The organism is Rhodococcus erythropolis R138 (assembly GCF_000696675.2).
GTDB lineage: Bacteria > Actinomycetota > Actinomycetes > Mycobacteriales > Mycobacteriaceae > Rhodococcus_F > Rhodococcus_F erythropolis.
In genome coordinates this window covers 3,190,854-3,208,215 of record NZ_CP007255.1, presented here as the reverse complement: position 1 = coordinate 3,208,215, position 17,362 = coordinate 3,190,854, and the positions used below count along the sequence as shown (strand labels likewise).

General features: G+C 61.0%; 21 protein-coding genes and 1 pseudogene. 19 read left to right on the top strand and 3 right to left on the bottom strand.

Translation table 11 applies throughout. The annotated features are described in order from the left end of the window. Positions 1 to 6: 6 nt before the first annotated feature. Together lipA and H351_RS15020 are read left to right on the top strand one after the other, a co-directional pair. Positions 7 to 1,017 (top strand): lipoyl synthase, encoded by a 1,011-nt coding sequence (lipA, locus tag H351_RS15025; protein WP_003941610.1) that lies wholly within the window; start codon positions 7 to 9, stop codon positions 1,015 to 1,017. Positions 1,018 to 1,093: 76 nt separating this feature from the next. Beyond that, complete coding sequence (locus H351_RS15020; RefSeq protein ID WP_003941625.1) at positions 1,094 to 1,849, top strand: DUF4191 domain-containing protein; 756 nt, start codon at positions 1,094 to 1,096, stop codon at positions 1,847 to 1,849. A 71-nt stretch (positions 1,850 to 1,920) separates the two neighbouring features. Here the strand turns inward: H351_RS15020 and H351_RS15015 are convergent, their stop codons facing one another. Then, positions 1,921 to 2,394, bottom strand: coding sequence for an RDD family protein (locus H351_RS15015; RefSeq protein ID WP_019748923.1), 474 nt, complete (start codon positions 2,392 to 2,394; stop codon positions 1,921 to 1,923). Between the two features lie 213 nt (positions 2,395 to 2,607). Between H351_RS15015 and glnA the strand changes: the two genes are divergently transcribed. Then, positions 2,608 to 4,044, top strand: a complete 1,437-nt coding sequence (glnA, locus tag H351_RS15010; protein WP_003941609.1) for a type I glutamate--ammonia ligase — start codon at positions 2,608 to 2,610, stop codon at positions 4,042 to 4,044. A 38-nt stretch (positions 4,045 to 4,082) separates the two neighbouring features. Here the strand turns inward: glnA and H351_RS15005 are convergent, their stop codons facing one another. Together H351_RS15005 and H351_RS15000 are read right to left on the bottom strand one after the other, a co-directional pair. Continuing rightward, positions 4,083 to 5,258 (bottom strand): tyrosine-type recombinase/integrase, encoded by a 1,176-nt coding sequence (locus H351_RS15005; protein WP_029255579.1) that lies wholly within the window; start codon positions 5,256 to 5,258, stop codon positions 4,083 to 4,085. Beyond that, complete coding sequence (locus H351_RS15000) at positions 5,239 to 6,048, bottom strand: helix-turn-helix domain-containing protein (RefSeq protein WP_029255580.1); 810 nt, start codon at positions 6,046 to 6,048, stop codon at positions 5,239 to 5,241. The genes H351_RS15005 and H351_RS15000 overlap by 20 nt, the downstream gene beginning before the upstream one ends. 108 nt (positions 6,049 to 6,156) lie before the next feature. Here H351_RS15000 and H351_RS14995 point away from each other — a divergent pair, with 108 nt between their 5' ends. The 16 genes and pseudogenes from H351_RS14995 to H351_RS14935 all read left to right on the top strand — a co-directional run bounded on the left by H351_RS14995 (position 6,157) and on the right by H351_RS14935 (position 17,216). Further along, positions 6,157 to 6,390 carry a helix-turn-helix transcriptional regulator gene (locus H351_RS14995; RefSeq protein WP_037119569.1) on the top strand — a complete coding sequence of 78 codons (234 nt, stop codon included), beginning with the start codon at positions 6,157 to 6,159 and terminating at the stop codon, positions 6,388 to 6,390. Positions 6,391 to 6,494: 104 nt separating this feature from the next. Then, positions 6,495 to 6,749: a hypothetical protein gene (locus tag H351_RS14990; RefSeq protein WP_059016342.1), complete on the top strand. Its 255-nt coding sequence runs from the start codon at positions 6,495 to 6,497 to the stop codon at positions 6,747 to 6,749. Next, positions 6,749 to 7,237 carry a hypothetical protein gene (locus H351_RS14985; RefSeq protein WP_029255583.1) on the top strand — a complete coding sequence of 163 codons (489 nt, stop codon included), beginning with the start codon at positions 6,749 to 6,751 and terminating at the stop codon, positions 7,235 to 7,237. Before H351_RS14990 ends, H351_RS14985 begins: the two co-directional genes overlap by 1 nt. A gap of 115 nt (positions 7,238 to 7,352) precedes the next feature. Beyond that, a pseudogene (locus tag H351_RS32930) lies at positions 7,353 to 7,559 on the top strand (helix-turn-helix domain-containing protein); the annotation flags it as partial. Positions 7,560 to 7,916: 357 nt separating this feature from the next. Beyond that, positions 7,917 to 8,243 (top strand): hypothetical protein, encoded by a 327-nt coding sequence (locus H351_RS32545; RefSeq protein WP_029255584.1) that lies wholly within the window; start codon positions 7,917 to 7,919, stop codon positions 8,241 to 8,243. 179 nt (positions 8,244 to 8,422) lie between these two features. Then, positions 8,423 to 8,704 carry a WhiB family transcriptional regulator gene (locus H351_RS32925; protein WP_081051158.1) on the top strand — a complete coding sequence of 94 codons (282 nt, stop codon included), beginning with the start codon at positions 8,423 to 8,425 and terminating at the stop codon, positions 8,702 to 8,704. Then, on the top strand, positions 8,701 to 9,042 hold the full coding sequence (locus H351_RS14970; protein ID WP_029255586.1) for a hypothetical protein: 342 nt from the start codon (positions 8,701 to 8,703) through the stop codon (positions 9,040 to 9,042). The genes H351_RS32925 and H351_RS14970 overlap by 4 nt, the downstream gene beginning before the upstream one ends. Before the next feature lie 11 nt (positions 9,043 to 9,053). Then, positions 9,054 to 9,389 (top strand): hypothetical protein, encoded by a 336-nt coding sequence (locus H351_RS14965; RefSeq protein ID WP_029255587.1) that lies wholly within the window; start codon positions 9,054 to 9,056, stop codon positions 9,387 to 9,389. 22 nt (positions 9,390 to 9,411) lie between these two features. Further along, the gene (locus H351_RS14960; RefSeq protein ID WP_144440111.1) at positions 9,412 to 9,777 is read left to right on the top strand and encodes a hypothetical protein; all 366 of its coding nucleotides are present in this window, start codon (positions 9,412 to 9,414) and stop codon (positions 9,775 to 9,777) included. A gap of 94 nt (positions 9,778 to 9,871) precedes the next feature. Continuing rightward, positions 9,872 to 14,611: a transglycosylase SLT domain-containing protein gene (locus H351_RS31410; protein WP_144440110.1), complete on the top strand. Its 4,740-nt coding sequence runs from the start codon at positions 9,872 to 9,874 to the stop codon at positions 14,609 to 14,611. A 29-nt stretch (positions 14,612 to 14,640) separates the two neighbouring features. Further along, on the top strand, positions 14,641 to 14,811 hold the full coding sequence (locus tag H351_RS32115) for a hypothetical protein (protein WP_158510645.1): 171 nt from the start codon (positions 14,641 to 14,643) through the stop codon (positions 14,809 to 14,811). Continuing rightward, positions 14,808 to 15,713 carry a hypothetical protein gene (locus H351_RS14950; RefSeq protein ID WP_029255590.1) on the top strand — a complete coding sequence of 302 codons (906 nt, stop codon included), beginning with the start codon at positions 14,808 to 14,810 and terminating at the stop codon, positions 15,711 to 15,713. The genes H351_RS32115 and H351_RS14950 overlap by 4 nt, the downstream gene beginning before the upstream one ends. Positions 15,714 to 15,715: 2 nt before the next feature. Beyond that, the gene (locus H351_RS14945) at positions 15,716 to 16,033 is read left to right on the top strand and encodes an HNH endonuclease (protein ID WP_051636482.1); all 318 of its coding nucleotides are present in this window, start codon (positions 15,716 to 15,718) and stop codon (positions 16,031 to 16,033) included. Between the two features lie 45 nt (positions 16,034 to 16,078). Continuing rightward, entirely contained in the window at positions 16,079 to 16,243 is a 165-nt protein-coding gene (locus H351_RS32110) for a hypothetical protein (RefSeq protein WP_158510644.1), read from the top strand. 455 nt (positions 16,244 to 16,698) lie between these two features. Then, positions 16,699 to 16,890 carry a helix-turn-helix domain-containing protein gene (locus tag H351_RS14940; protein ID WP_029255592.1) on the top strand — a complete coding sequence of 64 codons (192 nt, stop codon included), beginning with the start codon at positions 16,699 to 16,701 and terminating at the stop codon, positions 16,888 to 16,890. Positions 16,891 to 17,024: 134 nt separating this feature from the next. Further along, positions 17,025 to 17,216, top strand: coding sequence for a hypothetical protein (locus H351_RS14935; protein ID WP_029255593.1), 192 nt, complete (start codon positions 17,025 to 17,027; stop codon positions 17,214 to 17,216). The last annotated feature ends 146 nt before the right edge of the window (positions 17,217 to 17,362 follow it).

The following is a 17,362-nucleotide window of genomic DNA, read 5'->3' as shown; positions in this document are numbered from 1 at the left end:
ACTGTCGTGACTATCGCCCCAGAAGGACGTAAGCTGCTCCGTCTCGAGATCCGAAACGCGGAGACGCCCATCGAACGCAAACCCAACTGGATCAAGACCCGCGCAAAGATGGGCCCCGAGTACACGGAGCTCAAGGGCCTGGTCAAGCGTGAAGGTTTGCACACCGTCTGCGAGGAAGCAGGCTGCCCCAACATCTACGAGTGCTGGGAAGACCGCGAAGCCACGTTCCTGATCGGCGGCGAGCAGTGCACACGCCGCTGCGACTTCTGCCAGATCGACACCGGCAAGCCCGAAGCACTCGACCGCGACGAGCCCCGGCGCGTCGCGGAAAGCGTTCAGGCCATGGGGCTTCGGTACTCCACGATCACCGGCGTCGCCCGCGACGACCTCCCCGACGGCGGTGCCTGGCTCTACGCCGAGACCGTCCGCAAGATCCACGAACTCAACCCGGGCACCGGCGTCGAGAACCTGGTTCCGGACTTCAACGGCAAGCCGGAACTGCTCGACGAGGTCTTCGCCTCACGCCCCGAGGTGCTCGCACACAACCTCGAGACCGTCCCCCGCATCTTCAAGCGGATCCGTCCGGCATTCCGGTACCAGCGCAGCCTCGACGTCATCACCGCAGCACGCGACTACGGACTGGTCACCAAGTCAAACCTGATCCTCGGTATGGGCGAAACCCCTGAAGAGGTCACCGAGGCGATGGCAGATCTCCACGCCGCCGGTTGCGACATCCTCACCATCACCCAGTACCTGCGACCCTCGCCCCGGCACCACCCCGTCGAGCGGTGGGTCAAGCCCGAGGAGTTCGTCGCACACTCCAAGGCTGCAGAAGAGATGGGCTTCGCCGGCGTCATGGCCGGTCCGTTGGTTCGCTCGTCGTACCGCGCCGGCCGCCTGTATGCGCAGGCCATGGCACATCACGGCCGTGAACTGCCCGAGGCGCAGCGTCATCTGACCGAGGGCGGAGACGCTTCCCAGGAAGCCAGCTCACTCATGGCGCGCCTGAATCGCTGATCCACTTTTTGCTGTGCGCCTTTATTAACCGCGGGCGGTTAGTAAAGGCGCACAGCAATGGACGTATCCTGGGTACATGGCGAACGGCAGCAAATCCGGTAAGGGCAAACCCACCAAAGAGGCAAAGGCTGCAGCGAAGGCTGCCCGCAAGCAGGCTTCCAAGGAACGTAGAACTCAGCTCTGGCAGGCATTCCAGATGCAGCGCAAGGACGACAAGCTCCTCCTTCCGCTGATGATCGGCACCCTCGTCGGTGCTGCTCTGGTCTTCTTCCTGGTCGGTCTCATCTGGGGCCTTCAGTGGTTCCTGCTGCCGATCGGCATCGTTCTCGGTCTCCTCGGCGCCTTCATCATCTTCGGTCGCCGCGTCCAGAAATCGGTGTACAAGAAGGCTGAAGGCCAGGCCGGTGCCGCTGCGTGGGCGCTCGACAACATGCAGGGCGCGTGGCGCGTCACGAATGCCGTCGCCGGCACCACCCAGCTCGACGCCGTTCACCGCGTCGTCGGACGGCCGGGTGTCATCCTCGTCGCCGAGGGTTCGCCGCAACGCGTCAAGGGCCTCCTCGCGCAGGAGAAGAAGAAGACTGCCCGCCTCATCGGCGACACCCCGATCTACGACATCATCATCGGAAACGACGAGGGCCAGGTTCCGCTCTCGCAGCTCCAGCGCTACTTGAACAAGTTGCCCCGCAACATCGACACCAAGCGCATGGACAACATCGAAGGTCGCCTCGCTGCGCTCAGCGCACGCGGCGGCGGAGCAGCGCTTCCCAAGGGCCCGATGCCCGGAGGCGCGAAGATGAAGGGAATGCAGCGAACCATTCGTCGTCGCTGACACTCCCCCACAGCAAACGAAAGACCCGGGCCCATACGGACCCGGGTCTTTCTTCGTTCGAGAAGTTTGTGTCAGCGCGACTTCACGAGCAAAGTGCCGGTCGCGCGGTCCTGCATACCGCGACCGTCGATGTCGGTGATGGTCGCGGGAATGACGAACACCAGCAGCGCCTGACGCCCCAACGCGCGAACGAAGCCCACTCGGATCGGGCCTTCGATTCGCGCAACCTGAAGTCCGAGGACGAACTGCCCCGGGGTGAAGTTGAACAGAGCCACGGTGACGACACCGACGGCGAACCACACCATCAGCGTGACAGTCGAGGTCATACCGTCGAAGAAGTCTCCGGTGATGAGCGAGGCCACTCCCACGGCCATGACCCAATCCACCAACAGTGCGGCGATACGACGGCCCGAACCGACCAGCGAACCCGGCCCCTCCTGAGGGAAACCGAGGAACTCGCCACGGTACGACTGCTCACGGCCGTCCGTGCTCTTCGGCAAAGCTGCTTGCGGCCCAGAGAGCCAAGTTCCGGTGATACGTGCCATGCTGTCCAGGATAGGCGTCGCAGCACCGTAGTCCAGATTTGCCGGGTTTTAACTGTGTGGCCGGTCACATGGACTTCGGAAATCCCCAGGATGCTGCGACGCGTAACACTGCCGAAACAAAGGGTTGACGAGCGGGCAACACCAGCTCCCTACCGTCTGCCTCGACGGATTCAACCGACATCACTTGGCTGAAGCGACTTAAGGAGCACAAGCGTGGCGTTCACCACGGCCGAAGAGGTCATCAAGTACATCGCGGACGAGAACATCGAGTACGTCGACATTCGGTTCAGCGACCTGCCCGGCGTCCAGCAGCACTTCTCGATCCCGGCGTCTGCTTTCAACCAGGACGTGTTCGAGGACGGCCTCGCATTCGACGGATCTTCGGTCCGCGGATTCCAGTCGATCCACGAGTCCGACATGATGTTGCTTCCCGACGTCACCACGGCGCAGATCGACCCCTTCCGCAAGGCGAAGACCCTCAACATCAACTTCTTCGTGCACGACCCGTTCACCCGTGAGTCCTACAGCCGCGACCCGCGCAACGTTGCCCGCAAGGCCGAGGAGTACTTGGTCAGCACCGGCATCGCGGACACCGCATTCTTCGGCGCCGAGGCCGAGTTCTACATCTTCGACTCGGTTCGCTACGACTCCGGCATGAACTCCGCTTTCTACGAACTGGATTCCATCTCCGGTTCCTGGAACACCGGCGCAGAGACCAACGCCGACGGCTCCCCGAACCTCGGCTACAAGGTTCGCGCCAAGGGTGGCTACTTCCCCGTCGCTCCGTACGACCACTACGTGGACCTGCGCGACGAAATCTCCACCAACCTGACCAACGCGGGCTTCGAGCTCGAGCGCGGCCACCACGAAGTCGGCACCGGCGGACAGCAGGAGATCAACTACAAGTTCAACACGCTGCTCGCAGCTGCTGACGACCTGCAGCTGTTCAAGTACATCGTCAAGAACACCTGCTGGCAGCACGGCAAGTCCGCAACCTTCATGCCGAAGCCGCTCTTCGGTGACAACGGCTCGGGCATGCACGTCCACCAGTCCCTGTGGAAGGACGGCAAGCCCCTCTTCCACGACGAGTCCGGCTACGCAGGCCTCTCGGACATGGCGCGCCACTACATCGGCGGCATCCTGCACCACGCTCCGTCGCTGTTGGCCTTCACCAACCCGACGATCAACTCGTACCACCGTCTGGTGCCGGGCTACGAAGCCCCCATCAACCTCGTGTACAGCCAGCGGAACCGCTCGGCCGCTGTCCGTATCCCGATCACGGGCAACAACCCGAAGGCAAAGCGTCTCGAGTTCCGCGCACCCGACTCCTCGGGTAACCCGTACCTCAACTTCGCTGCACAGATGATGGCCGGCCTGGACGGCATCAAGAACAAGATCGAGCCGATGGCTCCGGTCGACAAGGACCTCTACGAGCTTCCCCCGGAGGAGGCTCGCAACATCCCGCAGGCTCCGACCAGCCTCGAGACGGTCATCAACCGCCTCGAAGCCGATCACGAGTACCTGACCGAGGGTGGCGTCTTCACCACCGACCTGATCGAGACCTGGATCTCGCTCAAGCGCGAGCAGGAAATCGCTCCGGTCAACCTGCGTCCGCACCCGTACGAGTTCGAGCTCTACTACGACGTGTGATCCGCATTGGTCGCTGACCTGGGCGGGAACCGGCTAATCTAGCCTTCCGTCCGCAGAGCGTCCGCAGTTGTTTCAGCCGAGTCCATCCGTTTCGTGATCACAGCATCGATCGCCAGGCGGGTGGACTCGTCTGCGTCCGGCCACAGGTGACCGTAGGTGTCGAGCGTTGTCTTCGCGCTCGCATGCCGCAGCCGAGCCTGGACCGTTTTGATATCAGCTCCCGAGGCGATGAGCAGCGAAGCGAGATAGTGCCGCAGGTCGTGGAATGTGAACTCGTCAGGAAGGTCGACGTCCCCCGAGTCCTTCACCGCTCGCAGTGCGCGTTCGATCAACCATGGCCCCGAGGCCTTCCCTTCGCCGTTCGTGACCATATGCGCATGGGGCCACTGCTGCACTGACGCCGACAACATGAGCGCGAGAGACTGTGGCACCGGTATAGCCGCGTCACTCCCCTGAGTCTTCAATGGCTTGTCGGGCCACTGCCGTTTCGGGTGAACCACCCCCCTGATGAAGTCGACATCATCGACAAGTACCGCGGCCGCTTCCGCGATCCGGAGGCCGGCGAACGCACCGAGCAAAATCGCCACACGAAAATGTGCCGGCATCGCGTCATGCAGCGCCCACAGCTGCTCAGTCGTGATCACGTAGACCTTGGCGCGGCCCATCGGTGGCGACGTCCGACGTGAGCACGGATTGCGTCCAAGCAACCCGTCATGAACCGCGTCACCCATGATCTGCGCCAGACGCGAATGCAAGGCATAGATGTACGAGTCCGCAAACTTGTCCGCTTTCAGTTTCGCTGTCCACGCTTTGACCGCCGATGGTCGGACAGCTGCAAGGCGGACCTCCCCGAACTCTGCGGTTATCTGCGCTATGTGAGTGCGCGCCTGCCTGACGGTCGAGTCGCGATGAACGGCGTATCCGAGGATCCATTGATCGCACCACTCCTGCACCGTCATCTGCGCATCGCGTGGTGCAACGTGAGTGCCTGTGCCGAGCGCCGTCGTGGCCTCATTCAGCCAGATCTGCGCGTCAGCTTTCCGATCAAATCCCTTCGCATGCTCGGTGCCGAGATCGTCGACATACCGGGCACGCCAACGCTTCCCCTTGCCGTCATTCGCAGATGGGACTTTCTGCTCCAGGTCATCGACTTTGATCGTCTTAGTCCAACGATCCTCGACGCCGGAACGGCGGTTACGCCTCGGAGGAGCCATTGCCGAACAATTCGCTGAATCGCTCCCGGGCCACTGACTCGCCGTAGGCTTCCTCAAGAGCTACTCGTGCCTGATCTAGCCAGAAGCCTCGAATCTCCTGATCATGCCAATCATCCACTGCAGCAAAATCTTTCTCGGAAATAAAGATGTCTTTGACTACAGCCTCCACTATCCGCTGTCCCGATCGCAGAGATGCTTCTGTGTCATAGACCCACACACCGTCGCCATACTTCGGATCAGTAAATCGGAAGGATCGCTCCATCCCTGAGGCCAACTTATCGATCCAGTCATAGAACGTGGAGACATTGCGTTCAGCAAGGACGGCCAGATCATCACTCTCGTCGCCCTCAATTGCATTCACAGCTGACTGCGACGCGCGCAAAGCCCGAAGAATTGCTCCGCGGGCGTCCCGCATAGCATTTCGCACACGAATCTCGTTGAGACTGAATTGCGTTGAATCATGATGACTCTCAAAATCATTGATGTCATCGAGTGAGAGTCCGAGAACCACCGCCAGGACCTGAGCCTCAGCCAGCTTCGCTTCGCGTTGACCCTTTTCCAGACGAGTAATTGCCGAAGGGTCAAGCTTCAGATTCCAGGGTGCTGCTGACAATTTGTCGGCCAGCCCCCTCTGGCTTAGGCCGAGTTCTTCACGTGCCACGCGGATTGCGGTGCCGAAACCCTGGTTCCTCCAACCGCTGTCGCGGCCGGCCTGCTGCGAGTCGCCGCCCGCACGTTCCGTCCATGTCGGACCGCTTCTGAAGTCACTGGCCTCGTTCTCCTGGTGCATAAATCACACATTACTGCAAAAACCAACGCAGCTCAGCTTGACAAGCGCCCTCAGCACGGTCAGCATTGAAATTGTCAATTCGACACAAAAATGCGATTGGAGCATCGAATGAGTGTTCGAGGTCTGGCGGTCGAGGTGGCCGCCCATCACAACAACGGCGAAATCGATCCCATCATCGACGCCAAGCAGGTGAGCGGGCTGACTTCAATTCCAACTGGGACGCTGCGCTACTGGGCATCCATTCACGAAGGGCCGGCCAGCTTCAAGCTGGGGCGCCGTCGTGTGTACCGAAAGAGCGTGGTCCTGACTTGGCTCGCCGAGCAGGAAAGCCAGTCCGCCTAATGCTCCGCGCACGCGCAAACAGCAAAAACGACACCGGCTACGGGAGTTGCGTTCCGTGTGTAGCCGATGCCGTTCAGAACCCCAACCCTTACGAAGGAGTATCTATGTCCACCATTGTAGTGCCCAATGTCTTCGAAAGTGAAGTGAGAGTCGGGTCACACCGCGACTCGATCGGCAACAAGCAGCGTGTCTGCGTAGGCGTCACCGAAAACGGCGGCATCGAAGTAACGCTTCCCGGGGCCGGGAACCCTTCTCTCCGCTTGTCGTTCGACGAGGCCGAGGAGCTGGCAGCCGTTCTCGGCGATTCGGCTCTGATTGTTCGGTTCTCTCACGGCGCCGGTTTTGCGGAGGTGGCGTGATGACTAAGCGACAGATCGTCAACGTCAAGCAAGAGTCCGCGCTCGACCGTGTGCTCGCCCGACATGAGGAAAGCCGAGACTTCGACATCCCGATCGACGAAGGCAAGGATCCCAGGTTCCCGGACGAACGTGAGCCGTGGGCCGATCCTGACCGCGACTTCGTGACCATCAAGGCGAAGGACTGCATGGTGATGTCGGTTCCGCTGTACACAACTCTCGGGCGTCACAACGGAATTCAGTTCACCGGTACCGATGACCGGATCCGTCCTGCCTTCGTCAGCGTGGACCTGAGACGACGCCTCTCAGAAGCGGAACCGCACATTGCCTTCGAGAAGTACGCGAAGGTCGGAGATGGCCAGATCATGGAAAGGATCAAAGGCAGTCAGGTCGAGTTGGAGGTCTCAGAGGCGGTTCGACTCGCTCACGACTTGTTGCTGCTGGTGGACCTAGCGCTCGGCACCTCCGACAACGTGAACGAGGCGGCTTGATCTGTGACTGACTCGATGCGTTACGCGTGGCGCCGGAAGGGTGTGCGCGATTTGCACTCCCCAACCGGCGCTGCGCGGCGCATCCAAAACAAGATGCGCGGAGGTGCGATAGCCGATGGGTGATTCGCCATTGAACAAGTTCACTTGGATGGAAGCGCTTCGCGGTGCAGATCTCACCCATGCCGAGTATCGAGTCCTGTTGAATCTGAGCACGTTCGCCAACGGCGACCTGACGAACGCCTTTCCTGGCCTTCCAAGGCTCTGTGAGTCGTCGCGAGTCTCCGTTCCCACAGCCAAGAAGGCGCTTCGCAAACTCATCGAGCAGGGGTGGATCGTCCTGACCGAGGAGGGCGGAAATCAGCACTGGAAGGGCAAGGCGAACGTCTATTCGATGACCCTTCCGAAGGGGGTAACTCACTTACCCCCTTCACCCCAATCCAAGGGGGTAACTCACTTATCCCCTTTGGGTAGCAAGGGGGTAAATACGGAACCTGAAGGGGGTAAACCATTTTCGGAAGGGGGTAAATTGACACCCCTCGAAGGGGGTAACTCACTTACCCCCCACCAGGTACTAATACCAGGGCATCAAACCAATGCATCCACACCAGATAATTCGTCCCTAGTCCGAAACGCGAGCGCGAGCGCACGCGGAGAGGAAGAACCGCTCGACGCTGAAGTGGTGGACGACAAACGCCGAGACGAACTCGATCCAGGATTCAGATCCATCTTCGGAAGCAGTCTCTTCAAGCCGACGCCGGCCGAGGATCCGATTCTCAAGGCTCCCGAGAAACAGGAACCGACATGGGCTCCCGAGCCTGAGTCCGAGCCTGAACCGCTGACTCCGGTCGAAGAAGTCCGTCGAATGCGCGTGGATCTGAGCCAGGACGAAGAGATCCTCGCCAAGGAACTCGCCGCCCTCGGTCACAGCAAGTACGAGATCGTGAAAGAGATCGACCGCGGTCGGCGCCGACGAAAGAACCATCCACTCCCTCGGAGAGCTGGTTAAAAGATGAGAGATCGCTTCGGAGAAGAGGAAGACGAAGTTTCGTCCGAGGTCGCTGCTTCCCATGACCCTCGGTGCCGCAACGGATGGCTCGGTGAGGATCTCGACGGCCGGATGGTGCCATGCCTGGTTTGTAAACCGCATCTACTCAAACAGTTCGACTACATCGAGGGGCTGATCCGATGAGCCGCCGCAAGAAAGAACCTCTCGAGCTGTTGGCCTCGCTCGTCGACGAACGACTCGAAGGTGCGCTCTGTACGGGCCGCGCACCGCTTTTCGATGACTTCATTGACGACGAGTCCATGGAGAGCCGCTCTCAGCGCCACCGTGAGGCGCGATTGGTCTGCATCGTATGCCCAGTGAGGCTTGCGTGCGATGCGGCCGCGAGAGAGCACGACAGCACTGGAATTTGGGCCGCGCACCTCCGCGCGCCCACGACACCCCAACGAAAGGCAGCATCATGACCAACGAGACACCCGAGACACCCGCCCTCGTGACAGTCGTCGACGACAAAGGGGTCCCCGATGCCGTGATCGACATCGACGTCATCCAGAAGGCTGCCACCCGGCTCATGTACGACATGGCCGCCAAAAGCCACGACATCGAAGCCATGAGGAAGGTCAACGAGGATTACCTGACGGAAGTCGGCCCCGAACTGTTCGGCTATGTCGCCGGCCACGCCCTGAAGTTGATGGCCGAGTGCGTCGTCGAACCGCTACTCGTCATGTGCGACAAGGCGAAGACTCCGAGGCGAGCTGATCTCGTCGCTGCCGCCAAGAATGCCAACAAGACACTCCGCTGAGTTTGCGGTGCGTGGTCAATCCGACCACGCACCGCAACCGGAAGGGAATCATCATGGCCATGCCCGACGCGGTGTACCAAATCGTTGCACCCCAGGATCTCAGCCGCACCTTTGCCGCAATCCTCCATGCCAAGCGAGGTGACATCGAGGGGGTGTCGATCGTGATCGACGAGGCTAATGAGCGTAATCGTCTGGCGGAGTTGACGTTCGCAATCCTGTTCAGTTTCGCGGACATCTTCAGGAAGAACATCGACGAAGACTTCGAGGCTCAGATGCTGGACCTCACCGCCCTGACCGCATCAGTCGGCCGCACCGACTGGCCTAGCGAGCTCGGCAGTGAGGACTGACGCTGAGCACCTCGGAGCGGGAGTGATCCTGCTCCGAGGGCAAGCCGTCCGCGACATGTATCTGCTGGTCTCGATTGCCATCCGCAAGATGACGACCGAGGGTTACAAAGTGGAGCCAAAGCTCTTTGACCTGCAACAAGAACTGCTCCACGGGCTGAACGCAGCCACTGACGAACTCAGTAAGCGGCGACAAGGCGACGTCGCGAAAGAGCCTATCCCACAACAATTATCCATAGGCAGTGCTGAAGCCGCGGAAATCCTCGGGTGCAGCAGACGCCACGTTCAACGGATCGCGAGATCGCTGGACGGTCGAAGGACGGGCGCCGGGGCCCTCGAATTCGACAGGAATGTCGTGATGGCTTACGGGGCAGGTGGTCTCGTGGCGTAGTACCCGGAGGTTTGCCTTGGCTGTTCAGTTCAACGCCGGAACCGCATCGATCAAAATCAGCCCAGATCTGAGCGGATTCCATCGAAGAGTCAAGATGCAACTCCGGTCCGAGCGGGTCGAAGCTCCGGTCATCATTGTTCCGGATCTGAATAATTTCAAGCAGCGGCTCGAAGCGGGTCTGGGGAGATACAACGCCTCACTGAAGGTGAAGGTCTCCCCAGACCTTTCGGGATTCAGACAGCAACTCCGTACAGACTTGGCGGCGACCTCAGTCGATTCCGCCGTCGCTATCCCCGTTCGCCTCGACCTGACCGTGGCGCGTGAACAACTCCGCGCCTTCCGGGTCGAGGCCAGCCGCGCGATGCACGCGGACTTCGATCTCGACATCACTGCAGCACTCGCGCAGTTGGCAGCACTTCGCGCAGCATCCCAGGGGATCGGCAGTGTCGGCGGCATCGGCTCAATCGGCACAGCTGCCTCGGGGATTATCAGCCCCATTGGGCTGGCAACCGCAGCCCTCGTTGGACTAGCCGCAGTCAGCCTCGTTCCGCTGATCGGTCAACTCGCCCAGGCCGCGGGAGTCATTTCACTGCTCCCTGCCGTAGCCGCATCTGCCGCAGCCGGTATCGCGACCATCGTCATCGGATCCACCGGAGTGTTCGACGCTTTCGCGAAGGGCTCCAAATCTGCCGAGGAAGCTGCGAAGAATGCCGCGAAGACCGCGAAGCAGCAGGCGACCGAGGCCCGGGAACGTGCGTCGGCCGCGAAGGCTGTGGCAAACGCCGAGCGTGGCGTGGAGAAGGCCGCTGACGGTGTCGCCCGCGCCGAGCGTGGCGTGGGTACAGCACTGGACAATGTCGAGCGCGCTGAACGTGGAGTTACCCAGGCACAGAAGCGGTCAGAGGATGCCCAGAAGAGCCTGACCCGAGCCCGCAAGGATGCTCAGGAGCAGATCGAGGATCTAAAACTCTCCCTAAGGGGAGCTGAACTCGACGAGCGCGGTGCCGAGCAGGCGGTCCGCCGGGCTGAGCGGCAACTCCGAGACCTCTGGAAAGACAACAAGGTTGTCACCCCAGATGACGTCGCTGAGGCGACCCTCAATGTCGATGAGGCGAAGTTTCGTCTCGACGAGGTTCGCGAGCGCAATGGTGACCTTCGCGAGGAGGTCGCTGCCGCGAATCAGGCGGGTGTCGAAGGTTCCGAGCAGGTCGTCTCCGCGAAAGAAGCGATCGCCGATGCAGATCAAGGTGTCATCGATTCGCAGAAGTCTCTGGCGGATTCACACCTTGCGGTAGCCGATGCGCAGGGTGCAGTTCTCGATGCGCAGCAGAACCTTGCGGATTCGCAGGAAGCCGTCATCGATGCTCAGCAACGTGCCGCTGAAGCGACAACAGCCAATGCCGATGCGGTCGACGAGTATGCCGCAGCCTTGGCCAATCTGTCGCCCAACGCCCGTGCGTTCGTGGAAGACACTCGCAGCCTCGGTGATGCCTGGAAGGATCTCCGACTTCAGATCCAGGACAACCTGTTCGCCGGCCTCGGTGGATCGATCACCGACCTTGCGACGAATTACTTCCCGATCCTCAAGAATGGCCTCGGCGGCATTGCGACCGAGATCAATATCGGACTCAAGGGCGCGATCGCTGATCTGTCGAGCGAGTCCAGCAAGCTCGACTGGACGAACATTCTCGAGAACACCCGGATCTCGATGCAGCCTGTCATCGACGGACTCTCGGATCTCTTTGGTGGCCTGACGAACATCGCCTCGATCGGCTCGGATTTCCTCCCCGGCCTCAGCGGTTCGTTCGCGGACACGATGAAGAGTTTCCAGGAATGGACTGCCTCCGAGGAGGGGCAGAACAAGATCCGCACCTTCATGGAGGACTCGATCAGAGCCTTCGGTGAGATCAAGGATCTGTTCGTCGAGATCGGCCGAGTAGTCGGAGGTCTGTTCAGCACTTCCGACGAAGCCGGCCAGTCAATGGTCAAGAGCCTCACTGACACGATGCGTGAATTCGCCGACTGGATGCGCACCGCTGAAGGTCAGCAGAAGATGCGCGACTTCTGGGAGGACGTTCGCAGAACGATCACCGACATCCTGACCTTGGTCAAGGAAGCCGGAATCCTGGTCGCACAGACGACGGACCTGATCAACCGAGCCTTTCCGACAGAAGGCGCGCCGGTCGGAGTCTTCGGTGCCGCTAACAGTGCCTCGAAGGGCGACTTCGGCGGAGCACTACGAAGCCTCGGCGGAGTGGCCGGCGACAGCTACGCATCGATCTTCCGAGCAGCCGGGGTTCCCGGTGCAAACGGCGGCGCCATCAACATGGGCATCGGCAACATCAAGAAGACGTGGGGCTGGCTGTCCGGACTCTTCGGGGGCGACGGCGGTGGAGACGGCAACCTCCCGTCACCCGAAAACGGGGAAGGGTTCACGCCGAACACGAACGGAAACGGAATTGCCTTCCTCCCGAACACCGTTCCCGGTCCGAACGTGGGCGGTGGCCGATCGGGTGGACAGAAGCAGTACACCCGCGAGGAGTGGGAAAAGACCTTCGGCGACGTCGAGGAATTCGACCGCAAGCTCGAAGAACTTCAGCTCAAGTCGATCGAGACTCAGCGGATCGGCAGCAGTGAGTTCGGGACCTTCGGATCGAACGCCGCTCAGGCTCTGATCTCGCTAGGCACAGGCGACTTCAGTAATTTCAAGTCCAGCCTCGGCGATCTGGCGAAGAACATCCTTGGAACTACGGAGGATGGCCAAACCAACTGGGGCAACCTCGGATCCAAGATCGGCGAGGTCGTAGGCAACATCACCGGAACCATCTTCCCGGGCCTCAAGGAAGGTCTCGGAACTCTCCTCGAATTCGGTCGCGGGATCGTCGAAGGATTCGGCGGGAACTGGGATCGGCTGAAGGGCATGGCCGCCGATCCGATCAACTGGATCATCGACAACGTCATCAATGGTGCCCTTAAAAATGCGTGGAATGCAGTATCCAGAGTCATCCCAGGACTGAAGGAGTGGGACGGAGTCGATCGAGTCGGCACCGGTGAAGTACTTGACGCTCGCGGCAACGATGGCGGCAAGACTGGGTACGCGACAGGCGGCATCCTTCCGGGTTACACCCCAGGCCGTGATGTGCACGAGTTTGCATCACCAACCGGTGGGCGACTGCACCTTTCGGGTGGCGAAGCTGTAATGCGCCCGGAGTGGACCCAGGCCATGGGCTCCGGCTACGTGAACGGCATGAATGCCGCCGCACGAGCCGAGGGCGTAGCTGGCGTCAAGAAGCGAATGCAGTACTTCGCAAACGGCGGAATCGTCGAGTCGATGACGTCGGCCGTGCAGGAGAAGTTCGGCGCCGGAATGCAAATGACCTCCGGTCTTCGCTACACCGACAACGGCTACCACTCGCAAGGTATGGCTGCGGACTTCTCGAACGGTTACTCCTCAACCCCTGAGATGCGCCAACTCGCAGGCTGGATTGCAGACAACTTTGCAGGTCGAACCATCGAGTTGATTCACGATCCGTTCAATCGCAACATCGGCGCCGGAAACCCAGTCGGTGACGGTTACGGGTTCTATGGCGCGGGCACGATGGCGGAGCACAACAACCATGTGCACTGGGCAGTCACGGAACCGGTTGGCCCTGGCGGCGATCCGGCCGACGCGGATGGCGGAGGGCTTATGGGAAGTGTGCGCCGCCTTCTTGGCGGTGCAGTCAACTCGGCTCGGTCGGTTGCAGCTTCGACATTCGACAAGACGGTGTCGGGCATCGGTGCCGGCATACCAGATTTCGGGCCGACACTGATGGGTCAACTCCCCAAGGCTGCGTTCACCGCAATCAAGGATGCGATGACCACTGCAATCAGGGGCGCCTCCGGGCCGAACGATTCAGGGTCGACACCGTTCGACATCGGAGCCGGCGCGGAACAATGGCGCTCCAAGGCGATCGAAGCTCTCCAGCGAGAGGGATTCGACGCCAGCGAGCGCAATCAGAATCTGATGCTCGCACAGATTCAGTCCGAGTCCGGCGGCAACCCGAACATCGTCCAGTCGGTTCAGGACGTGAACTCGGGCGGCAATGAAGCGGTGGGTCTACTCCAGGTCATTCCTGGAACCTTTGCGACCTACCGCAACCCGGATCTGCCGAACGACCGCACCGACCCCGACGCTTCAATGTCCGCGGCGTTGCGCTACTACCGATCCAGGTATGGCGACGACCTCGGGGCCATGTGGGGCCAAGGGCACGGCTACGCACTCGGCGGGATCATCCCCGGATACAGCCCCGGCCAGGACAAGTTCCAGGTCGGAGTTTCCGGCGGTGAGTCGATCATGCGGCCCGAGTGGACTCGCGCTGTGGGTTCGTCGTTCGTCGATGGCATGAACTCGATTGCCCGTAAGCAGGGTGTCGAGGGTGTGCAGCGGGCGATGGGCATGCAAATAGCGGGCATGTTCGCCGAGGGTGGCGTCTTCACCCCGGAGGAGCAGCGGCTCTACCTCGAAGGCCGAATCAGCCAGTTCGGAACCCAAGCGGGCGACATCGCCAAGAAGGCGCTTCCCGAGATCCTCGGAGTTCAGGGCACGCCCTTGGATCCGAACCACCGGTACTGGCAGGCAGCGATGGACATCAATGCTGCCGTCCAGGGAGCTCAGGCTGTCGCGCCTGTCGTCTCGGATCAGGCGGGGTCCAACTCGATTCAGTCCGCGATCGCCGAAGGTGGCCGCGTCATCGAAGAGCACATCCACTATCACGTGACCGACATCGATGAAGCGATCCGCAAGGAACGCATTCGGCAGAAGCAGCAAGCCACATCTTTCACCGGGCGATGAACGCCACCAGACCAACCGAAAGGGACGTCATGTCCGCAGATTTCGACCTCGCCCTAGAGGAATATCTCTACACCCTCACCGACGAAGAGTTCGAGGCTCTCGTCGCACGAACCCGAGTCACACCGCAGCAAGCCAAACGCAAAGCCGGATCCTCCGGTGCCGCAGAAGCCGAACGCCGTTTCGGAAAGGGAACCAAATGAACCACTACCTTCGCCCCATTGCCCGCTACACCTCCAACACCATCCTCGCTGAGATCGCCTCACAGCTTCCGGGATGGACCCAGGCTGTCCAGGTAGCCGACACCTGCCTGCATCGACTGCAGGCCCTGCACCTCGACCCCGAACAGTCGGACTCCGAAGCTGACATCGAGCGAATCCTCACCACCGGAGAGGTTCCCGACGACTTCGGCCAGCACCTCGCCCGCCAGCGCGCCTACATCGAAGACCACCAGAACCAACGGACAGTCCTCGACGACTTGGCCAAGCGCGCCGTGATTCAGTGCGAGAGCGTCATCTCAGGAGCTGCGCCGGCCATCCTCACCGAGCTCAATGCTCGTGTCACTGCAACCATCTCTGAGGTCCGCACGCTCGCACAGGACCTCGACGGCATCCAGTCCGCAGACGACGCCATCACAGCCGGCAAGAAGGCATCCGACGCATGGCGCCAACTACCCACGCTGCGAGCGCAGTACGACGCACTCAGGACAGCCCAGACCGTCGTGATGGGACAGAACTACGAGGGCATCCTTGAGTCTGCTCGACGGACCGGTGACAACGATCGACTGGCACGAGACACCGACATCGCCAACCTCGACGAGGTGTGGCCAGGCTGGCGCGCACAGGCAGCCAGTGATGTACCGCGGGACTTCATCTCCGGCGAGCGTCTCATCTCTGCGCCGTGGCCGGCTGATCCACTCGCACAGTTGGTATGGCTCGCCACCTCTGACGCCAAGGTATGGGTACCGACCAAGCAGCAGCTCGTGCAACTGTGGGAGGACCGCAAGCGGGCAGATCAGGAAGCCATCATCGCTGCACGCAAGGCTGAGTCGAGCCCCAATCGGAACCCCAAGCGCGGCGTCCGCATGATGCCGATGATGTTCTGACCATGGCGCAGAGCAACTGGGGCACCGGGAGCAGTCACCGCACACGCACACCAGGGCACCGCAACCGACGCTCAGCAGTCCTCGCACGAGACAAGGAACGCTGCCAGCTTCGCTACGAGGGATGCACAGGCAAGGCCACCGAAGCGGATCACATCGTGAACATCGAATCAGGTGGAGCCGAGGACATCGCCAACATGCAAGCCGTGTGCTCGACATGCCACAAGCACAAGACAGCACAGGAATCAGCAGCAGCACGCCGCGCCAACCAGAAGAAGCGGCGACACCCCAGCATCGACCAGAAGCATCCAGGGTTGCTTTGACCATTTCACTTATGCGCACGTGAGCATGATGCGAACATTGAATCTATGACATGCCCAGTGAACCCGCACACCAACGACATCTACAGCATGAATCTCTACTACGAGAACGCCAAGGTCGACGGCCGCAAAGTCGACGTCTACATGTGCTCGGAATGCGGAAGCCTCGCAGACGAAGACGGCAACTACGTCGAGGCCGGATCAGTCAAGTAGAAGCCGCAACGCTCTGTGGCTGCCGCTCCGCCCGAGTCTGAGGGGTAGGGGCAACACCTCCCTCCCGGCCCCCATCGTCAAGCCGCAACGCTCTGTGTCTCGGAACGCCTACGGGTCTGGGGGTTTGGGGCCCAGACGGGCCATATCGAGGCCTGAGACGTATCAGGGGCCACGATCACCGGTCATCCAGGGGCGCGAGGTGGGCAGTTTCAGCACCAGCGCAACCGTCAGAATGCCCTAGGAAACACCAGGTCAGAGGGATCGAGTCGTAACACCAGGTTCGATCCCTCGGCCGGCCGGTAAATCGGCGTCAAACTCGCTTGCAGCGGCATCCGAAGTGGGCAGTGCCGCAACGTAAGAATGCATGGTCAGTTCACGATCCGAACCCTTTCGCGGGAGACTGGCTAGCGCCGATTCACCGCCCCCTTGGGTGAACCGCCCTAGAGTGCAAAGGCATGACTGAGAACATCGAAACCCCGTGGATGGACGTGAACGAGGCCGCGGCTTACATGCGCCGGCATCCCGTCACCGTCCGCAAGGATCTTGAGTCCGAGCGCCTTCTCGGGTATCAGCGCAAAGCGCCGAACGGCCACTGGCGAATCCATCGCGACGACTGCGATCGGTTCCTCCGCGGCGAGACGAGTTGACCTGCTCTCGCCTCAACCGACACCAGGTGTGGAGAAGAACTCCACACGTGGTTTGCGTTGTCCTAGCAGGACTTCTCAAACCAACTGTGGTCATATCACCACGCTTTCGGCATGTTGAAGCGCATGCTCACCGGATGAGAACTCCGCATCTGCCGAAAAAAGCACCCTGGCGACAGGAAGACGAGGACCATCTCCAGAAGGTGTTGGCCACGTTCCCGCCGTGGAACTCCGAACAAATCGCCGTGGCACGTCGCTGTTTCGGTGCCGCCCAAGCTCGCATCGAGGCGAGGGAAGAAGCGGAACGGCAGCAGAACGGCAACGCATGAGAACTCCACACCTGCCCAAGCGGGCGCCTTGGACCGCCGAATATGAGGCTTCGTTCCAGAGAGTTCGCGCAACCTTCCCCGTTTGGAACTCCGAGCAGATCTCGTTGATGCGACGAATCTTCACTGCCGGCGCTGAGGCCGCTGCG